Raw genomic sequence first — 18,713 nt, 5'->3', positions numbered from 1 at the left:
GTGAACTTAAGGTTTTTTCTGCAGCGGTACGCCGAGATCCTGCAAATGCTCAACGAACACCGAGGGGCGTTCGCGATCCTGCAATAGCCAGACCTGATGTTTGGCGCGTGTCAGCGCCACATACAACAACCGTCGCTCCTCTGCGTCCGGGAAATCTTCCGGTTGTGGCAACAAGACATCCTCCAGCACCGACTCGCGCGCTACCGCAGGAAAACCATCGCTGCCCTCGTGCAAACCGGCGATGATCACATACTCCGCCTGCTGCCCTTTACTGGCGTGAATCGTCATAAACTCGAGGGTCAGTTTTGGCCACCGGGTCGCCGCTTTCGACAGCACTTCCGGTTTCAGATGGTGATAACGCGCCAGCACCAGAATACGCTCATCCGGCTTGGCGTAACCGCTCAGTTTGTCGAGCAGGTTCTCCAGTTGTTCATGCGGTAAAATTACCACCGATTTCTTGTTGCCCTTACTCAGGCTATTCAACGGTTTCTTCAACTGGTGCGGGTTTTGCTGCACAAAGCGGTTTGCCACCTCGCCGATACGATCATTGAAGCGATAAGTGGTATCGAGCGCGCACTGAGCACCCTCGCCAAAGTTTTCGGCAAACGCCGTGGTGAGCGTCAACTCCGCACCGCTAAAACGGTAAATAGCCTGCCAATCGTCGCCCACCGCGAACAGGCAGGTCTGCTTATTCTGCTTGCGCAACGCTGCCAGCAATTGTGCACGTTGCGGCGAGATATCCTGGAACTCATCCACCAGAATGTGCTTCCACGGACTGACGAAACGCCCTTTTTCCAGAATATTGACCGCCTGATGAATAAGGCCGGAAAAATCCACCGCCCCCTCATCTTTAAGTGCGCTTTTCCAGGCTTTCAGCAACGGCGCCATCAGCCGAATGCGCTTTGAAAACAGGTCACGGATCTCTTCATCCGCCTGTTCGATCATTTCCGCCTGGCTGCCGCCGTGCATCCGCATCAGCCCCAGCCAACGTTCGAGCCTGCCAGCCAGCCGCTCGGCCAGGCGTTTATCCTGCCAGAAGTCGCCTTCGGGCACGTCCCACTCCAACTCTTCCATCAACCACTGACGCCACCCTTTGGCCTGCGCCTTTTTCTCTGCGCACTGTTGCTGCCAATGGGTAATCAACAACGTACGCCGGGCTTTGCTGTCGGTTTCCAACTTGCTGATGGCCGGCACTTTACGGTTGCCCTGCTGAATGATCTGCAGCGCCAGCGCGTGGAAGGTTTTGGCTTGAATCGCCACGCTGCCCAAACGTTCCTGAATGCGCTCATTCATCTCTTCTGCCGCCTGGCGACCAAACGCCAGCAACAGTATCTGCCCGGGTTCAGCCTCCTGACGGCGCAACAACCAGCCGGCTCGCGCCACCAACACCGAGGTTTTGCCGCTGCCGGCGCCAGCCAGAACCAGTACCGAGTCTTCGCCATTTACCACGGCACGGCTTTGCGAGTCATTCAACGGCGAACTTTCGATAGTCTGGAAGAAATCGTGATACGTCTCCAGCATGCGCTCTGTCCACTGCTGATTACGCTGCCCCACACTGCGCAGCCCATGCTGCAACCACTGCAGACATAGCTGGTAGTCATCCCGACAGTTGTCGAACTCATCAAGCCGCGCTACCGGCATTGGCAAGGCGCCAAAAGACTGTCGGATCTGCTGCTGCAATTTGCCCAGTTCTGACTTTTTGAACCATTTATCCTGCTGTTCAATACGCTGGATATGCTCTACCTGCTGCTGTAAAACGCCGGAGCTGATTTCACTCATCTCGGCGCTCCATTGCTGCCAGGCCTGTTGCAGGTAGTGGTAGAAACGCTGAGTTTCTTGCCATTCAGTACCGTGTAGACGAACCACTTTCTCATCGGGCAGCTCAAATTCCAGCTCGCCCCAGACGATGCCGCGTTTACATCGGACTTTAATCAACTGATTGAAAGGAATAAGATATTCGTGTTTCTCACCGCTCACCTCAACCCCGGCGTGCAGCAACCGCACGCGGTTGTAAGGATGCTGAGCCAGGTGTTTCCCCAGCGATGTCGCTTTAAGTTCCATATCGGCGCGCCATGACTATGTTGAGATTAAATAACGGATATCTGCCAGTTTACCTGTGATAAGCAGTGGCACTCTAGCGCTAAAAAAAGGGTAGAATAGATTTTGCGTTTTGATACCAAACGCAACCGCTTCGCGGTTTGGCCATCATTAGAGCAGAATGACGACTATGCGTACTGTACTGAATATTCTTAATTTTGTGTTGGGCGGTTTTTTCACTACCCTTGGCTGGCTGATCGCAACGGTATTCAGCGTCATACTGATTATTACCCTGCCTCTGACCCGCTCGTGCTGGGAGATCACCAAATTATCGTTTCTGCCTTTCGGCAACGAAGCCATTCACGTGAATGAGCTGTATCCGGAAAAAAGCAACGCGCTGCTTTCCGCCAGCGGTTCACTGCTGAATATTGTCTGGTTGGTACTCTTCGGTTGGTGGTTGTGCCTGTCGCATATCGCCGCAGGCATAGTGCAATGCGTGTCGATTATTGGCATTCCGGTTGGTATTGCCAATTTCAAGATCGCCGCCATCGCACTGTGGCCGGTGGGTCGCCGCGTGGTATCGGTTGAGATGGCTCAGCAGGCCAGAACTGAAAATGCCCGGCGTCAGTACCAACAGCGTTAATTTTTTCTCCGCCTGAGGAGTTTTTCGTGCTCTCTTTTGCACCCGCAATACGCCGTTATGCCTACAACAGCAATTTGCTTTACAACCTGCGTATTTTTATTGCGCTGGCCGGCGCAGCCGCCGTCCCTTGGTGGCTGGCCATTCCAAAACTCACTATTCCCCTGACTCTGGGAGTGGTAGCGGCGGCGTTGACGGATTTGGATGACCGCCTGAGCGGCAGGCTGCGTAACCTGCTGATCACGCTAGTGTGTTTTTTTATAGCCTCCGCCTCCATTGAGCTGCTGTTTCCTTACCCTTGGTTATTCGCCCTCGGTCTGACTACCTCGACCTGCGGCTTTATCTTACTGGGGGCATTGGGGCAACGCTACGCCACCATTGCGTTTGGTGCCTTGCTGATCGCGGTTTACACCATGCTTGGCACCTCAATGTATGACGCCTGGTATCAGCAACCGATACTGCTGATCATTGGCGCCCTGTGGTACAACCTCCTGACGCTGATTGGTCATCTGATTTTTCCTATTCGTCCTTTACAGGAAAATTTGGCGCGCTGCTATGATCGGTTGGCAAATTATCTGGATGCCAAGGCCAACCTGTTTGACCCCGATGCCGAACATGCTGCGGACCTGCCGTGGATGGATGTGGCAATGGCCAACAGCGCGCTGGTGACGACTCTCAACCAGACCAAAGTCTCATTGCTGACGCGGCTTAAAGGCGACCGCGGCCAGCGCGGTACCCGTCGTACCCTGCATTATTATTTTGTAGCGCAGGATATTCATGAGCGTGCCAGTTCCGCTCATGTTCAATATCAGGCCCTAAGCCGACAATTCCGTCATAGCGATATCCTGTTTCGTTTCCAGCGCTTGCTCAGCATGCAAGCGCGCGCCTGTCAGCAATTGGCTCAGTCGATCCTGCTGCGGCAAAAATACCAGCATAACCTGCGTTTTGAGCCGGCTTTCAGCCGCATTGATGAAGCGCTGGCCCGCGTGGCCGTCACCCAGGAAAATCGTGAGTTGACCAAAGCGCTATCGCACCTGTTGAAAAATTTGCGCGCGATTGATGCACAGTTGGCGAATATCGAATCCGAGCAGGCGCTGGCCGACGGCCAGGCGGAAGAGAACAGTCTGTCAGATGACCGGCTCACCGGCTGGAGCGACATCCGCCTGCGCATTAGCCGCCATCTGACGCCCCAGTCAGCCTTATTCCGCCATGCTATTCGCATGTCTGTGGTGCTGTGCATCGGCTATGCTTTTATTCAGTTTACCGGCATGCAGCACGGTTACTGGATCCTGCTGACCAGCCTGTTTGTTTGCCAGCCCAATTACAATGCCACGCGCCGCAGGCTGGCGCTGCGTATCATAGGTACGCTTGCCGGTATTCTTATCGGCCTGCCGATCCTCTATTTTGTCCCCTCGCAGGAAGGCCAGATGGTGTTAATCGTCATTGCCGGCGTCCTGTTTTTTGCTTTTCGTACCGTGCAGTACGCGCACGCAACCATGTTTATCACCCTGCTCGTACTGCTGTGCTTTAACCTGCTGGGTGAGGGCTTTGAAGTGGCTGCGCCACGCGTTTACGACACCCTTTTGGGATGCGCCATCGCTTGGGCAGCCGTGAGTTTTATCTGGCCAGATTGGCATTTTCGCCAATTGGCGGCCGTGGTGAGCAAAACGTTGAATGCCAACTGCCGGTATCTGGATGCGATTTTGGTGCAATACCATCAGGGTAAGGATAACGGTTTGCCGTACCGTATCGCCCGCAGGGATGCACACAACAGCGACGCAGAGTTGGCCTCGGTGATTTCAAACATGTCGGCCGATCCAAAGGCCGATAAGGTGGTTCAGGATGCCGCTTTTCGCCTGCTATGCCTGAACCACACCTTGTTGAGTTATATCTCCGCATTGGGCGCACACCGCGAACACATGAGCAATCCCGCAACGCTGGAGTTGCTGAATGATGCCGTATGCTATGTCGATGGCGCCTTGCATCAGGAAGAACAAGACGGCCGACGTATCGCTCAAGCGTTAGAAAGCCTTGCCGAGCGCATCCAACTCGCGGCTCCAGAACCAGAAAGCAAAGAGCAACTGGTATTACAGCAGATAGGGTTGGTAATTGATCTGCTGCCGGAGCTCATGACGTTAAAAGAGCAGATAGCTAAATCGGCATGATCACGCGAGGTCTTTCATCAACCCCTTGATTCCAGGCGTGTGCCCATGACTAAGCAGGACCATGGTATGTTCGAACCACTGGGTTAGCTCACTGCGCAGGGCCAGTGGCAAGGCGGCATGGTGATAACCGGCAATCGCCCCGCCTAAGGAAAGCAGCACTCGCAATCCTAAATTGCGTTGCTGCTGCAACAACCGTAGATAGCTCCGTTTGGCGCCATTCAAGCGCAAGTCATAGACATTGCGAATACCTGCCCGCCACAGTAAACGCTCCATGTTGATATCGATGTTCGGTAACGTTCTCAGCCGGCCATGCGTTCCCATTTTGACCTGAAGTTCCAGGCGGGCCTCCCGGATAGCCTGCCGTGCCAATCCAACAAGCTCATCCTGCGCCTGCCACAGAGACTCATCGACCCAGTAATAACGCAGGGTGATTGGTACGCCCCGTTTGGAGTAAACCATATTGACCATTCCACGGGCGCGGAAGGCAGGCTCCAGGCTATCCGTCGCTCGAAGATACAGCTCGTCTTCCGCTATCACCCCAAACATAACGCCATCAGCCAGCAGCCCATAACCGCCAAACTGCGAGCGCGTAGTAATGCTCCCTAATGCGTAGAAACACGCTTTGGCCTGTTTGACCCTTCCTGTAGATGTCCCTTTCATGAAGCTTCTCCTTGTGTAGGTTCTAATTGTATTATTTCTCACATCAATGAAATAAAAGTAACGTGAACAAGTAATTAGAAAAATACGCACTATCCGCAGCCCTGCCAATCATAAAAACAGGACGTCTAAAAAATAATCGCAATTATGCGAGGCACTACGAAAATTTGAGTTGATCTTATTCATGTCCAGATGTACTGTATAAACATACAGTGACACTACGGGCGGGATACTTTATGCGTACTCAATCACTCTACAAACCCCATTTCAGCCAGACCTCTTTTGCGGCGAGCAATGCTGCGGAAAACTCGGATGCCGGTAAAGAAAATGGCCTTATCAGTGAACTTGTTTACAACGAGCATCAACCCGCGGTGGCGCAACTATTGCTCCCCCTGTTGCAACAGTTAGGCAGACAGTCACGCTGGCTGTTATGGCTAACCCCACAACAAAAACTCAGTAGATTGTGGCTACAGCAGTCTGGTTTGCCAATCAATAAGGTCGTGCAACTGAGCCAAATCACTCCGCTTGCCACCGTTGAAGCGATGGAAAAGGCACTTCTGACAGGTAACTACAGTGTGGTTCTCGGGTGGTTGCCCGATCTTACGGAAGAAGATCGTCTAAAATTACGGCGTGCAGCAGAATTGGGTAACGCTTATGGGTTCATTATGCGTCCACAACGTGACACAAACCCGACTCACGGACAGTGTTCCATGCTAAAAATTCAGTCTTCTTTGTATCATTAAGTAAATTTAGGATTTTTCCCATCATTTTTATCTCTTTGGGTGGGAACCTTTGATGGATCAGGTGCAAAGCGAGTGCCACTGCGGTTCCGCACGAAAAAATGCAGGCTAAACTGCCCCATTTTTTACCGGTTAGTGTTAGTAAATATGTACGATTCTGCGTTTTTTTTTAGAGCTTTATCACATCACACTTGTAACTTTCGCGCCACGTTGTAGACTTTACATCGCCAAGGTTGCTCTATAACGCCAGAAAAACTGGCCGAGTAACAAACGAGGGCTCAAACCTTGGCGAAGGAATTTAACCAAGGGCTTAAAACAGCTTTAAAGCTCATTGCCTATTTGGATGATAACGAGGCGCAAAATGAAAAAGACAGCTATCGCATTAGCAGTGGCACTGGCTGGTTTCGCTACCGTAGCGCAAGCCGCCCCAAAAGATAATACCTGGTACACCGGTGCTAAACTGGGCTGGTCCCAGTACCATGACACTGGTTTCTACGGCAACGGTTACCAGAATGGTATCGGCAATGGTCCGAACCATAAAGATCAACTGGGTGCTGGCGCGTTCCTGGGTTACCAGGCAAACCAATACCTGGGCTTCGAGCTGGGCTATGACTGGCTTGGCCGTATGCCTTACAAAGGCAGCGTGAACAACGGTGCTTTCAAAGCACAGGGCGTTCAACTGGCAGCTAAACTGAGCTACCCAATTGCTGACGATCTGGATATCTACACTCGTCTGGGTGGTATGGTATGGCGTGCAGACTCCAAAGCTAACTACGGCAATGGCACTCGTCTGAGCGACCACGACACCGGCGTTTCTCCGCTGGCTGCAGTGGGTGTTGAATACGCACTGACCAAAAACTGGGCTACTCGCCTGGACTATCAGTTCGTTAGCAACATCGGTGATGCAGGTACTGTCGGCGCACGTCCAGACAACACCATGCTGAGCCTGGGTGTTTCTTACCGTTTCGGTCAGGATGATGTTGTTGCTCCAGTTGCTCCAGCACCAGCTCCGGCTCCAGTTGTTGAAACCAAGCGTTTCACTCTGAAGTCTGACGTGCTGTTCAACTTCAACAAAGCAACTCTGAAGCCACAGGGCCAACAGGCTCTGGACCAGCTGTACTCTCAGCTGAGCTCCATGGATCCTAAAGACGGTTCTGTTGTAGTTCTGGGTTACACCGACGCAGTTGGTTCTGACCAGTACAACCAGAAACTGTCTGAAAAACGCGCACAAAGCGTTGTTGATTACCTGGTCTCTAAAGGTATCCCTTCAGACAAAATCTCTGCACGTGGTATGGGCGAAGCTGATTCCGTCACTGGCAACACCTGTGGCTACAAAGCTGGCCGTGCTACTAAAGCGCAGATCGCTTGCCTGGCACCAGATCGTCGCGTAGAGATCGAAGTTAAAGGCATCAAAGACGTTGTGACTCAGCCACAGGGCTAAGTTAAAACTTCTTAGTAAAAAACCCCGCAATGCGGGGTTTTTTTTCGTCTATTAGCCCAGTGAGTGTTGCAATAGCGGCCTATTTTCTTACCAGACTGGTCAGTTACTCTTCGTCTTTACCGAGGATCGCTTTCAAATCCTGTTTCAGTAACGACATCTGACTGGCATACTTCTCTTTACGTTCGGCATCTTCGATCAGTTGCACTACCGTCTCTGACAGAGTTACCCCACGGCGACGGGCAAGCGCGGCCAGGCGCTGCCAAACCAGAAACTCCAGATCGATAGATTTTTTACGCGTATGTTGATGTTCTGCGTTAAAATGACGTTTACGCCTTGCGCGGATAGTTTGCTTCATCCGGTTATCAAGCTCCGGATTCATATGCCTGCTAATCCACGTCAGCACTTTTACCGGCTCGTTTTCCAGCTTAAGCAGCTCGTCAATGGCTTCCTGAGCTACGCTGTTTTCAATGTGGCGGGTAATAGATTCACCTTCCCGGTGCTTTTTCACCAGGTATTTCCATTTCCAACCACTCTCCAGGTTTTCCAGTTGCTGATATTTCATCTTGAACTCTTCAGTGACCGCGTAACTTTATTAAGCATAACAGCTTTGCGCCGAATTTCCCCGGCAATTACGCCCTCTTTTAGACTGTTTTTTGCACAGTTATCGCGCGATGTCAAACTCCCTGATACCAACTGTGACTCTGTATGTATCAAGCTGGCGTTATTCTTGTATAATCGCCCTTTCCCTTTTTGACGATTGCATCTAACACTTTGACCAATAACCGACTTGAATGGCAATCACTGTTGCCGGACGTTACGCCTTATCAAGCGATATTTGATACCGCTGCTCAATTGGCACCCGTGTCCTTTGCCTCTATTCAGCCTCGGCTGGAAAATGCACTGACACTGTTTTGCCACCCACAGTCGCCACCGCGTTTCATGTTGCTGAAAGCGCAGGAAACTCGCGAATATCTGGCATTGATAGCCCGTGCGGTTGAGCCATTGCAGCCACAGAACACTGCGTTCAAAGGCAGCCACTATGTGATCCAGGGCAGCAAGATAAGCGTAGAGCCTGCTCGTCAGGGCGATGAGCCCTTTGCCGCCGGTGGCGCCTGCGTGTTTCAGGAATGGGTGGAGCCGGAGCAACTGTTTGGCTGTGTCAGAATTCATAATGATGAGATCTCGCTGCAGCCGGGCTTGGTGCATCAGGCCAACGGCGGCGTCCTGATCCTGTCGGCACGTTCTCTGCTGGCCCAGCCGCTGCTATGGCTGCGCTTGAAGCAAATGATCACCCAACGCCAGTTCCATTGGGTTTCTCCTGATGAAACGCGCCCGCTTCCGGTCACTATTCCACCGATGCCACTTGAGCTGCGTCTGATCGTGGTTGGCGATCGTCACGGTCTTGCCGATTTCCATGATATCGAACCGGAACTTAGCGAGCAGGCCGTCTACGGCGAATACGAAGATGACCTGCAGCTCACCGAAGCCGAGGATATGGTGCAGTGGTGCAGCTACGTCAATACCGTTATCGATGAACAACAACTGCCATCGCTGGCGGCGGATGCCTGGCCCCCATTGATGATACAAGCTGTGCGCTACAGTGGCGATCAGGGCAACCTGCCGCTTTCACCGCTCTGGATCGGCCAGCAACTTTCTGAAGCGGCACTGTATGCCGAAGAAGAAAGTATTACAGCCAAAGCCTTTGAAGCTGCTTTGAATGCGCGCGAGTGGCGCGAAAGCTACCTCGCCGAACGGATGCAAGATGAGATCGAGCTGGGCCAAATTCTGATTGAGACCGAAGGCGAAGTTGTCGGCCAGATCAACGGGCTCTCCGTGCTGGAATACCCTGGGCATCCGCGCAGCTTCGGCGAACCTTCCCGCATCAGCTGCGTTGTGCATCTTGGCGACGGCGAATTTACCGACGTTGAGCGTAAGGCCGAGCTTGGCGGTAACCTGCATGCCAAAGGCATGATGATTATGCAGGCGTTTCTGATTTCCGAGCTGGAATTGGATCAGCCGCTGCCCTTCTCCGCTTCAATCGTGTTTGAGCAATCCTACGGTGAAGTAGATGGCGATAGCGCCTCGTTGGCCGAGCTGTGTGCATTGATCAGTGCGTTGTCGCTTCAACCGATCACCCAGCAGATTGCGGTAACCGGCTCCGTCGATCAATTCGGCAATGTGCAGCCGATTGGCGGCGTCAACGAGAAGATCGAAGGCTTTTTTGAAGTTTGCCAGCGTCGCGGTTTGACGGGCAAACAAGGCATCATTCTGCCAGCAACTAACGTGCGTCACCTGTGTCTGCGCCAGGATGTGGTCGATGCGGTGCGCGAAGGGCAATTCCATCTGTGGGCCGTCGACAGCGCCGCAGAAGCCTTGCCATTACTCACCGGTTACCCCTACTCTGATGAACAGCAACCGAATCTGTTAGCTGCTATTCAGGAACGAATTGCGCAGGTGAATCCGCAGGAACGTCGGCGCTGGCCATGGCCGTTTCGTTGGCTTAACTGGTTCAACCACGGCTGATCGGACTTGTTCAGCGTACACGTGTTAGCTAATCTGCGTCCTTCAATAAAATAAGGCTTACTGAGAACATGGTAGAAAAACGCGACTCCTATACGAAAGAAGACCTCGAAGCATCCGGCCGTGGCGAGCTGTTTGGCGCCGGTGGCCCGCCGTTGCCGGCAGGTAACATGTTGATGATGGACCGCGTGGTCAAGATGACCGAAGACGGTGGCTCCCACAACAAGGGTTATGTGGAAGCGGAACTGGATATCAATCCGGACCTATGGTTCTTTGGTTGCCACTTTATCGGCGATCCCGTGATGCCAGGCTGCCTGGGTCTGGACGCAATGTGGCAGCTGGTAGGTTTCTATCTCGGCTGGTTGGGTGGCGAAGGTAAAGGCCGTGCGTTGGGCGTGGGTGAAGTGAAATTCACCGGCCAGGTACTGCCAACCGCGAAGAAAGTCACCTACCGCATTAACTTCAAACGTGTCATCACCCGTAAACTGATTATGGGTGTGGCTGATGGTGAAGTGCTGGTCGATGGCCAGGTCATTTATACCGCCAGCGATCTGAAAGTGGGCCTGTTCAAGGACACTGCTGCGTTCTAATCGCAGTGACGGCGGCCCTTCCCGGCCGCCGTTTGTTTTCCCCGCCGTTATCTTGTCGTGAACTGCAAAGCTCACGTTCATAACGGCCAATAAGTAACTACAATTATTGTAGTAACCTAAGAGGTGTGCCATGCAAAGAACCCGTTTTGATAACATGCCATGCCCGATAGCACGCTCGCTGGATCGCGTCGGCGAATGGTGGAGCATCCTGATACTTCGCGATGCGTTTCAAGGACTGTCAAAGTTTGATGAATTCCAGCAAAGCCTCGGCCTTTCACCCACCATACTGACTCGTCGCCTAAAATATCTGGTTGAAAGCGGCATTTTTCATAAACAGCGTTATCAGACGCGGCCGGTACGCTATGAGTATTTGCTCACCGAACGCGGTCAGGATTTTTTCCCGGTGCTGGCGGCTCTGTTTCACTGGGGCAACGCCCACCTGGCCGATGAAGGCATCACTGCCGAACTGGTCGATCGCCGTACCGGGCAACCGATATACGTGCAACTGGTCGACAGCGTCACTCGGCAACCGATCGCATTGCATCACATCACTTTAGCGCCAGGGCCGGCGGCAAGCGACGGTATACGTCGGCGTGCAGCCCTGATGCAACAAAATCATTCTGCATTACCCCCCGAATTATCCAAGGAGTCACTATGAACAGTCGTCGTATAGTCATTACCGGCATGGGCGCCGTTTCACCACTGGGATGCGGCGTAGAGGCTATCTGGCAGCGCCTGCTAAATGGCCAGTCAGGCATTCGCCCGCTTCCGGAAGCGATCGTGGCCGACCTGCAGGTAAAAATCGGTGGTCAGGTTCCTACTCTGGAACAGGATGCCGTAGCGGGCTTTGATCCCGACCTTTCCGTAGCGCCGAAAGACCAGAAAAAAATGGACCGCTTTATTCTGTTCGCCATGGCGGCAGCCGATGAAGCGATCCGCCAAGCAGGCTGGGTTGCGGATACGGAAGAGAAACAAGAACGCACCGCAACCGTGATCGCCTCCGGCATCGGCGGTTTCCCGGCAATTGCCCACGCGGTGCGTACCACGGACAGCCGTGGTACCAAACGCCTGTCGCCATTCACCATTCCTTCCTTCCTGGTTAACCTGGCCGCCGGCCACGTCTCTATTAAACACCAGTTCAAGGGCCCGATTGGTGCCCCCGTTACCGCTTGTGCAGCGGGCGTACAGGCCATTGGCGACGCAGTACGTATGATTCGTAACGATGAGGCCGATATCGCGCTGTGTGGCGGTACAGAGGCCGCTATCGACACCGTCAGCCTGGGGGGCTTCGCAGCCGCGCGCGCCATGTCCACTACACCGCCAGAAGAGGCAGAAAAAGCGTCGCGGCCTTTCGACAGCGCTCGTGATGGCTTTGTCATGGGCGAAGGCGCCGGCATGCTGGTCATAGAAACGCTGGAACATGCGCTGGCCCGTGGAGCAACACCGCTGGCGGAGATTGTCGGTTACGGCACCAGTGCGGACGCCTACCACATGACCTCAGGCGCAGAAGATGGCGATGGCGCCTACCGTGCAATGAAAATTGCCTTGAAACAGGCAGGTGTCTCACCCGAACAGATCCAGCATCTGAACGCCCACGCTACATCGACACCAGTGGGCGATCTGGGGGAAATCAACGCGATTAAACACCTCTTCGGTACCGGTGGCGGCGTGGCGGTAACCTCTACCAAATCCGCGACCGGCCATTTACTGGGTGCCGCGGGCGGGCTGGAAACCATCTTTACTGCACTGGCCCTACGCGATCAGATCGCACCGGCCACGCTGAATCTGGATAATCCGGATCCGGCAGCCGAGGGACTGCATCTGGTGGCGAAAAAAGCGCAGCCTATGGCCATCAACTATGCGTTGTCGAACGGTTTTGGTTTTGGCGGGGTAAACGCGAGTATCTTGCTGAAGCGTTGGCAGGGGTAATACGACTTAAACAAAAACCTCCGCCTTGAGCGGAGGTTGTTCCTTTTTATGACAGGGAGCCGCTTAAGCGGTCACAGCCCTGTCTTCCATGGCTTCTCGCCAACCTCCCAGCCATTGAGACCGGCTGTCCACAGTTGTTTTATAAGGACAAAGATCTTTCGGATGTCCTAAAATACCTGCCTGATAACCTTTCGAATGCGCCCTTTCCAGACGATCGCGTTTCTGTCTCTTCATGCCTCGTTTCCCTCACTTTTTGGTCAGTTGGAAAGAAAACAATGGCTGCTTTTTGTGCAGCCACGTATAAGCAATAGCGCTAAATGAAGGGAAGATCAATGCGCAAAATTCACGCCAATGTCATATTTGTGAGCTACGCCCGCAGAATTGGCTAAGTGGCTGATATGCTGGAAAACAGGGTAATTCATTGAAATGAAATAAAAATCCCTCCCGGAGAAAAATTTTAATATCTCTCGCCGGAAGGGATTAGACCGTTTTAGTACAAATTATGACTAAAAACGCCCCGCCTGGGAGGCGATAGCCTGGGCTTCCTGCTGCCAGCCCTGCGCCAACGTACGCACCAGCGCGTCGTAGCCGTCCTCGCCCTGTTTCAATTCCAGGCTAAACGGCCGTTTGGTCAGATTGCCCTGATGATTCAGCACCCACTCGCCACGGATAATCGCCTTGCCGTCAAAGCGGCCGTGGAAGCCGCTGACAGTGACATTAAGCACATCCTGCTCGCTGCTCATCGGCTGAGAAGACACCACCCACCCTGGCAACGCGCCGCTCAGGTTGGTAACCAGCGTCTGCTGCAGTTGTTGATCGAGCGGGCTGGCCCACAGGTTGTTCTGAGCTATCACGTACTGCACGTCATTGGTCTGGTAAACCACACCGTTCTGCGCCAGGTAATCCGCCACGCTGACGTGTTCCAACCACAGCTGACGCGTCGCAGCGCCGGTACTGACCGGCACCGACACACCCAGCGCCGGCAGTTGGTAGTAGGTTTTTTGTGGTGTGCTGCTACAGGCGCTGAGTAACAGCGCCAGGGCTACCGGAATCCATTTCATCATTTATTGGCCTTCTTCGGCTGAGGATCGTTACTGCCCGCGGCTTCAAATACCAGCGCGTTGCTCTTTTCGTTCAGGGTACGCAGAACGGGTTGCAGTTCACGCAGCACCTGATCAAGACGTTGCATATCGCCGACCATCTTGTTGTAGGCCGGAGAACCTGGCTGGAACCCTTTCACACTGCGATTGAGTTCCTGCAGCGTTTTTTGCATATCCTGCGGCAGCGCCTTCATCTCTTTGCTGGCGATGATATCGTTCAGCGACTGTATGGTTTTCTGCGTCGACTGCATGGTTTTCTGGCTTTCCGCCAGGGTTTTGGTCGCCTCGTTGATCATCGGATTCAATGGCAGCGAGTTGATCTTATCCAGCGTCTGCATCAGTTTCTGCTGGATCTGCGCCAGACCGCCGCTGGTGGTCGGCATCAACGGATAACCGAACAGCTCACGCGGCCCTTTCCAGGCTTTCTCCTGCGGATAGAAGTCCAGATCGATATACAGCGAGCCGGTCAGCAGGTTGGCGGACTTCAGCGAGGCGCGCATACCACGCGCTTCCGCATCCTTCAAATGCCCCTCAATATCGAAATCGCCGCCCAGCTGTTTCTGGAAACGATCCGGTTCAATGCGGATCAGCACAGGAATGCGGTAATCGTTATCCAGACGCTGCATCATGCCCTTTTTGTAGAATGGCACTTGCGATACGGTACCCAAACGGATGCCACGGAATTCTACCGGTGCGCCCGGCTGCAAACCGCGAATCGAATCGGAGAAGAACATCAGGTAATCCTTGTGTACGGTGTACAACGAATCCTGGATGCTGCGCTGATTATCGAACAGCTCATACTCCGTCTTTTCTTTAACCTGCTCGCCGCGATCCCAGCCTTCCGGTACGTCAAAACTTACACCGCCGCTGAACAAGGTGGCCAGCGAACCCATTTCCACCCGCATGCCCTGTGCCGACATGTCGAACGCCACGCCGCTGTCTTTCCAGAAGCGCACGTTGCTGGTCACCAGTTGATCATAAGGCGCGGAGATAAACAGCTGGTAACGCATGGCGCGCATCTTGGGATCAAAATAGCTGGTCTCTACCGAACCGACGCGATAACCGCGGAACAGCACCGGGTCGCCGGCATTCAACTGACCCGACTTCTCGCTGTCGAGCACGATGCGCAGCCCTTTGGCATCTGGAGACGCCAGTGGCGGCGCATCCAGCAATTGGTAATTATCCTTGCCTGCCTTGCCCTTGGTGCCCGGTTGCAGTTCGATATAGGCGCCGGACAATAACGTACCCAGGCCGGAAACGCCTTCGCGACCAATCTGCGGTTTAACCACCCAAAAGGCGCTATCCTGGTGCAGCAGTTTCTCCATACCAGAGTTAAGCCGCGCCTGCACCATCACCTTGCTCAGGTCGTCACTTAGCGTCACGGTCTCGACGACGCCGACGTCGACGCTACGGCTCTTGATTTTGGTTTTTCCCGCCTCCAACCCTTCGGCAGTAGTGGTCACCAAGGTCACCACCGGCCCCTGATGGCTAAAGTGGTAAAACAGGATCCACGCGCCGATCAACGCGGTGACGATGGGAACAATCCACACCGGCGACCAGCGCTTGATCTTTTCAACGTCCGCGACGCTATGATTATTTTCCGTCACCTTGCGGCTCCTTTTTTATTGTCTCGTTTACGCGATCCCAGGTCAGCCTGGGATCAAACGTCATGGCTGCGAACATGGTGAGGATCACCACCAGGGCGAACAGCAGCGCTCCAGTAGCAGGATAAATACTCATCAATTGTCCCATCCGTACCAATGCCGAAAGCACGGCAATAACAAACACGTCGATCATTGACCAGCGGCCGACAAACTCTACCACTTCATAAATCAGGTGCATTCGCTCGCTGTCGGCCCTGTCTTGCCGTTTGCTGTTGGCATCCCAGCACAGCCAACCAATCGCCAACATCTTCAGCGAAGGCACCATAATACTGGCGATGAAGATAACCATCGCCACGGGATAAGATCCTTCCCCCCACAGCAGTATCACCCCGGCCATGATGGTGGAAGTGATTTTGTTGCCCAACGCCTCGGTAACCATAATAGGCATTAGATTCGCCGGAATATACAGCATGACTGACGTAAACAGCAGCGCCAACGTCCATTGCAGACTGTTACGGCGACGCACATAACCATTGGTATGGCAGCGTGGACAATGAGCCAACTCCGCCGGCAGGACCGCCGTACAACAGGGGCAGGAGCGCAAGCCCTGGCGTAACCCGATCCGCCCCACCGTCACCGGGCGATCGATACGCGGCATCGGCTCTATGTCGTTCCACAGCCAACGGCGATCCACACACTGGAAGGCACGCACCTGCAGTAAGCAAAACAGACAATAAGCCCCAAAGCTGCTGCCGACGCCAATATCCCCGTAAGCCATCAGCTTAACGAAGCTGACCAGAACCCCGGCGAGAAAAATTTCCACCATGCACCAGGTTTTAAACTGGAACAGCATCTTGGCCATCCACTCTTTCAGGCCAAGAGGCATGCGTACCTTGGCGCATAAAAGAATAATAGCCACCATACAAAACGCCGGGATCAACTGGACGAATACCATAAACAGCGTGGCCATGCTGGCGTAATCTTCAGCCACCATCACCTGCGGGATCTGGATCAGTTTGATTTCGTTACCCAGGCCGGCAACGTGCATATTGATAAAAGGGAAAATATTCGCCAGCAGCAGCATAAACAGAGCACTGACGGCATAGCCGATAGGCCGCTTGCGCGGTTCCTCCCAGCGGGAGCTGAGGGTCGTTTTACAGCGTGGGCACACCGCTTTCGTGCCATATGCCAGCGGCGGCAACGCCACCAACATGTCACACTGTGGGCACAACATCAGGTTGTCCCTTTGGTGTTCAGCAGGCTTTGCGTGGCTGTGCTGCTCGTGATTGTCGTGGGAACACACCATATTCCTCCTTAATAACGTTGCTCACCGGTACGGCAATACCGCCCGCAGCAGCGCGCGGGCGGTATTCACAACGAGTTAGCCGTTTTTCATCGCTTCCAGCTCTTCCCAACGGGCGAACGCTTCTTCCAGCGCCCCTTCAGCGGCGGCCAGCGCCGTCAACACCTGCTGTGTTTCACTGTGCGGACGCGTGAAGAAATCCGCGTCGCTCATTTGCGCCTGCAGCGCTTCGATTTCCGTTTCCAACTGTTCCAGCCGCTGTGGCAACTGTTCCAGTTCGCGCAACAGGTTATAGCTCAGTTTAACCGCTGATTTCTTCGGCTGTTCAGCCTTTTTTTCCGCCGACGGTTTGTTCTGATCGGCCGCGGCAACCTGACGGATCGGTTTCGCCGTAGCGCGTTGATGATGCGCATCGTAGTAACCGCCGACGAAGGTGCTGATCACGCCCTTGCCTTCGAAGATCCAACACTCGGTCACCGAGTTATCGACGAATTGACGATCGTGACTCACCAGCAGCACGGTGCCTTGATAGCCATCGATCAACTCTTCCAGCAACTCCAGCGTTTCGACGTCGAGATCGTTGGTTGGCTCATCGAGGATCAGCAAGTTGCTCGGTTTCAGGAACAGCTTGGCCAGCAACAGGCGATTACGTTCGCCGCCCGACAGCGCCTTCACCGGCGTCATCGCGCGTTTTGGGTGGAACAGGAAGTCCTGCAGATAACCCAACACGTGGCGAGACCGGCCATTGACCATCACTTCCTGCTTGCCTTCCGCCAGGTTGTCCATCACCGTGCGTTCCGGATCCAGATCGGCGCGATGCTGGTCAAAGTAAGCCACTTCCAGCTTGGTGCCGCAGTGTACACGGCCGCTGTCGGCTTTCAGCTGACCGAGCATCAGTTTCAGCAACGTGGTTTTACCGCAACCGTTAGGGCCAACCAACGCAATCTTGTCGCCACGCTGCACCTGGGCGGAGAAATTGCGCACCAGCACTTTGTCGCCAACCTGATAGTTAACGTCTTCCATCTCGAACACGATCTTGCCGGAGCGTACCGCTTCTTCCACCTGCATCTTGGCGGTGCCCATCACCTCGCGACGTTCCGAACGCTCGTTGCGCAGCGCTTTCAGGGCGCGGACACGGCCTTCGTTACGAGTACGGCGGGCCTTGATGCCCTGGCGGATCCAGACTTCTTCCTGAGCCAGCTTGCGGTCGAATTCAGCATTTTGCAGCTCTTCCACCCGCAGCGCTTCTTCTTTGCTCAGCAGGTACAGATCGTAGTTGCCCGGCCAGGACACCAGCTTGCCGCGATCGAGATCGACAATGCGCGTCGCCATGTTGCGGATAAAGGAACGGTCATGGGAAATGAACACGATGCTGCCCTGGAACTCTTTCAGGAAACCTTCCAGCCAGTCGATGGTCGAGATATCCAGGTGGTTGGTCGGTTCGTCGAGCAGCAACACGCGCGGCGAGCTGACCAGCGCACGGCCCAGAGCTGCCTTGCGCAGCCAACCGCCGGAGAGCGAGGACAGCTCTGCGTCGCCGTCCAGCCCCAGTTGCAACAGCACTTCGCTGATGCGGCTGTCGAGTTGCCACAGCCCCTGGTGATCGAGGATCTCCATAATCTGCGCCATGCGCGTCAGGTTTTTCTCGCTGGGATCGGTTTCCACCAAATGCGAAATCGCGTGATAGGCTTTCAGATGTTCCGCCTGCTCGGCTACGCCTTCAGCGACAAAATCGAATACCGTACCGCCGATATTTCGCGGGGGATCCTGCTGCAGACGCGCCACAATCAGATCCTGCTCGTAAATCACCCGGCCATCGTCCAGCGGAATTTCTTTGCCGAGGATCTTTAACAGCGTGGATTTACCGGCGCCGTTGCGCCCAACCAGACAAACGCGTTCGTTGTCTTCAATATGAATTTCGGTGTTGTCTAAAAGCGGCGCATCGCTGAAGGACAGCCAGGCGCCGGACATGCTGATTAACGACATA

Annotated in this window: 16 protein-coding genes; 8 read left to right on the top strand and 8 right to left on the bottom strand. The window is 54.1% G+C overall.

Annotated features, from left to right (window positions below; translation table 11 throughout):
* Positions 1-6 precede the first annotated feature (6 nt).
* On the bottom strand, positions 7-2,061 hold the full coding sequence (helD, locus tag ACTJJ1_RS02650; RefSeq protein WP_004942808.1) for a DNA helicase IV: 2,055 nt from the start codon (positions 2,059-2,061) through the stop codon (positions 7-9).
* A gap of 166 nt (positions 2,062-2,227) precedes the next feature.
* Here helD and ACTJJ1_RS02645 point away from each other — a divergent pair, with 166 nt between their 5' ends.
* Positions 2,228-2,680, top strand: coding sequence for a YccF domain-containing protein (locus ACTJJ1_RS02645; RefSeq protein ID WP_006324588.1), 453 nt, complete (start codon positions 2,228-2,230; stop codon positions 2,678-2,680).
* 26 nt (positions 2,681-2,706) lie between these two features.
* Entirely contained in the window at positions 2,707-4,842 is a 2,136-nt protein-coding gene (yccS, locus tag ACTJJ1_RS02640) for a YccS family putative transporter (protein WP_440832281.1), read from the top strand.
* On the opposite strand, the gene ACTJJ1_RS02635 is transcribed toward yccS, so the two are convergent.
* Positions 4,843-5,502 (bottom strand): TfoX/Sxy family DNA transformation protein, encoded by a 660-nt coding sequence (locus tag ACTJJ1_RS02635; protein ID WP_004942798.1) that lies wholly within the window; start codon positions 5,500-5,502, stop codon positions 4,843-4,845.
* A gap of 233 nt (positions 5,503-5,735) precedes the next feature.
* Here ACTJJ1_RS02635 and sulA point away from each other — a divergent pair, with 233 nt between their 5' ends.
* Both sulA and ompA read left to right on the top strand, forming a co-directional pair.
* Positions 5,736-6,242, top strand: a complete 507-nt coding sequence (gene sulA / locus ACTJJ1_RS02630; protein WP_004942796.1) for an SOS-induced cell division inhibitor SulA — start codon at positions 5,736-5,738, stop codon at positions 6,240-6,242.
* A 358-nt stretch (positions 6,243-6,600) separates the two neighbouring features.
* Positions 6,601-7,680 carry a porin OmpA gene (gene ompA, locus ACTJJ1_RS02625; protein ID WP_004942790.1) on the top strand — a complete coding sequence of 360 codons (1,080 nt, stop codon included), beginning with the start codon at positions 6,601-6,603 and terminating at the stop codon, positions 7,678-7,680.
* Between the two features lie 103 nt (positions 7,681-7,783).
* Here the strand turns inward: ompA and matP are convergent, their stop codons facing one another.
* Positions 7,784-8,242 carry a macrodomain Ter protein MatP gene (gene matP / locus ACTJJ1_RS02620; RefSeq protein ID WP_004942789.1) on the bottom strand — a complete coding sequence of 153 codons (459 nt, stop codon included), beginning with the start codon at positions 8,240-8,242 and terminating at the stop codon, positions 7,784-7,786.
* Between the two features lie 209 nt (positions 8,243-8,451).
* On the opposite strand from matP, the gene ACTJJ1_RS02615 reads away from it, so the two are divergent.
* From ACTJJ1_RS02615 to fabF, 4 genes are all read left to right on the top strand, one after another.
* Positions 8,452-10,203: an AAA family ATPase gene (locus ACTJJ1_RS02615; protein WP_183130083.1), complete on the top strand. Its 1,752-nt coding sequence runs from the start codon at positions 8,452-8,454 to the stop codon at positions 10,201-10,203.
* A 68-nt stretch (positions 10,204-10,271) separates the two neighbouring features.
* Complete coding sequence (gene fabA / locus ACTJJ1_RS02610; protein ID WP_004942787.1) at positions 10,272-10,790, top strand: bifunctional 3-hydroxydecanoyl-ACP dehydratase/trans-2-decenoyl-ACP isomerase; 519 nt, start codon at positions 10,272-10,274, stop codon at positions 10,788-10,790.
* 130 nt (positions 10,791-10,920) lie between these two features.
* Positions 10,921-11,448, top strand: a complete 528-nt coding sequence (locus ACTJJ1_RS02605; protein WP_004942783.1) for a winged helix-turn-helix transcriptional regulator — start codon at positions 10,921-10,923, stop codon at positions 11,446-11,448.
* On the top strand, positions 11,445-12,719 hold the full coding sequence (gene fabF, locus ACTJJ1_RS02600; protein ID WP_004942773.1) for a beta-ketoacyl-ACP synthase II: 1,275 nt from the start codon (positions 11,445-11,447) through the stop codon (positions 12,717-12,719). The genes ACTJJ1_RS02605 and fabF overlap by 4 nt, the downstream gene beginning before the upstream one ends.
* Positions 12,720-12,782: 63 nt before the next feature.
* Here fabF and rmf read toward each other — a convergent pair whose 3' ends face one another.
* The 5 genes from rmf to ACTJJ1_RS02575 all read right to left on the bottom strand — a co-directional run bounded on the left by rmf (position 12,783) and on the right by ACTJJ1_RS02575 (position 18,712).
* Positions 12,783-12,953 carry a ribosome modulation factor gene (gene rmf, locus ACTJJ1_RS02595; RefSeq protein ID WP_013812328.1) on the bottom strand — a complete coding sequence of 57 codons (171 nt, stop codon included), beginning with the start codon at positions 12,951-12,953 and terminating at the stop codon, positions 12,783-12,785.
* Positions 12,954-13,225: 272 nt separating this feature from the next.
* Entirely contained in the window at positions 13,226-13,783 is a 558-nt protein-coding gene (gene pqiC / locus ACTJJ1_RS02590; RefSeq protein ID WP_440832276.1) for a membrane integrity-associated transporter subunit PqiC, read from the bottom strand.
* A complete protein-coding gene (pqiB, locus tag ACTJJ1_RS02585) occupies positions 13,780-15,426 on the bottom strand; it encodes an intermembrane transport protein PqiB (RefSeq protein ID WP_020453769.1) in 1,647 nt (548 codons plus the stop codon). The genes pqiC and pqiB overlap by 4 nt, the downstream gene beginning before the upstream one ends.
* Positions 15,413-16,729, bottom strand: coding sequence for a membrane integrity-associated transporter subunit PqiA (gene pqiA, locus ACTJJ1_RS02580; protein WP_020438808.1), 1,317 nt, complete (start codon positions 16,727-16,729; stop codon positions 15,413-15,415). The genes pqiB and pqiA overlap by 14 nt, the downstream gene beginning before the upstream one ends.
* Positions 16,730-16,804: 75 nt before the next feature.
* Positions 16,805-18,712 (bottom strand): ABC transporter ATP-binding protein, encoded by a 1,908-nt coding sequence (locus ACTJJ1_RS02575; protein WP_004942764.1) that lies wholly within the window; start codon positions 18,710-18,712, stop codon positions 16,805-16,807.
* Position 18,713 lies beyond the last annotated feature (1 nt).

This window comes from Serratia sp. 22264, assembly GCF_052045345.1.
Lineage (GTDB): Bacteria > Pseudomonadota > Gammaproteobacteria > Enterobacterales > Enterobacteriaceae > Serratia > Serratia plymuthica.
The sequence above is the reverse complement of the archived record's forward strand: the minus strand, read 5'-3'. Positions and strand labels throughout refer to the sequence as shown.

Bases quoted from the DNA above. Each gene is read 5' to 3' on its own strand.
- helD (WP_004942808.1), bottom strand. From the start codon at position 2,061: ATGGAACTTAAAGCGACATCGCTGGGGAAACACCTGGCTCAGCATCCT.
- ACTJJ1_RS02645 (WP_006324588.1), top strand. From the start codon at position 2,228: ATGCGTACTGTACTGAATATTCTTAATTTTGTGTTGGGCGGTTTTTTC.
- ACTJJ1_RS02635 (WP_004942798.1), bottom strand. From the start codon at position 5,502: ATGAAAGGGACATCTACAGGAAGGGTCAAACAGGCCAAAGCGTGTTTC.
- sulA (WP_004942796.1), top strand. From the start codon at position 5,736: ATGCGTACTCAATCACTCTACAAACCCCATTTCAGCCAGACCTCTTTT.
- ompA (WP_004942790.1), top strand. From the start codon at position 6,601: ATGAAAAAGACAGCTATCGCATTAGCAGTGGCACTGGCTGGTTTCGCT.
- matP (WP_004942789.1), bottom strand. From the start codon at position 8,242: ATGAAATATCAGCAACTGGAAAACCTGGAGAGTGGTTGGAAATGGAAA.
- fabA (WP_004942787.1), top strand. From the start codon at position 10,272: ATGGTAGAAAAACGCGACTCCTATACGAAAGAAGACCTCGAAGCATCC.
- ACTJJ1_RS02605 (WP_004942783.1), top strand. From the start codon at position 10,921: ATGCAAAGAACCCGTTTTGATAACATGCCATGCCCGATAGCACGCTCG.
- fabF (WP_004942773.1), top strand. From the start codon at position 11,445: ATGAACAGTCGTCGTATAGTCATTACCGGCATGGGCGCCGTTTCACCA.
- rmf (WP_013812328.1), bottom strand. From the start codon at position 12,953: ATGAAGAGACAGAAACGCGATCGTCTGGAAAGGGCGCATTCGAAAGGT.
- pqiC (WP_440832276.1), bottom strand. From the start codon at position 13,783: ATGATGAAATGGATTCCGGTAGCCCTGGCGCTGTTACTCAGCGCCTGT.
- pqiA (WP_020438808.1), bottom strand. From the start codon at position 16,729: ATGGTGTGTTCCCACGACAATCACGAGCAGCACAGCCACGCAAAGCCT.
- ACTJJ1_RS02575 (WP_004942764.1), bottom strand. From the start codon at position 18,712: ATGTCGTTAATCAGCATGTCCGGCGCCTGGCTGTCCTTCAGCGATGCG.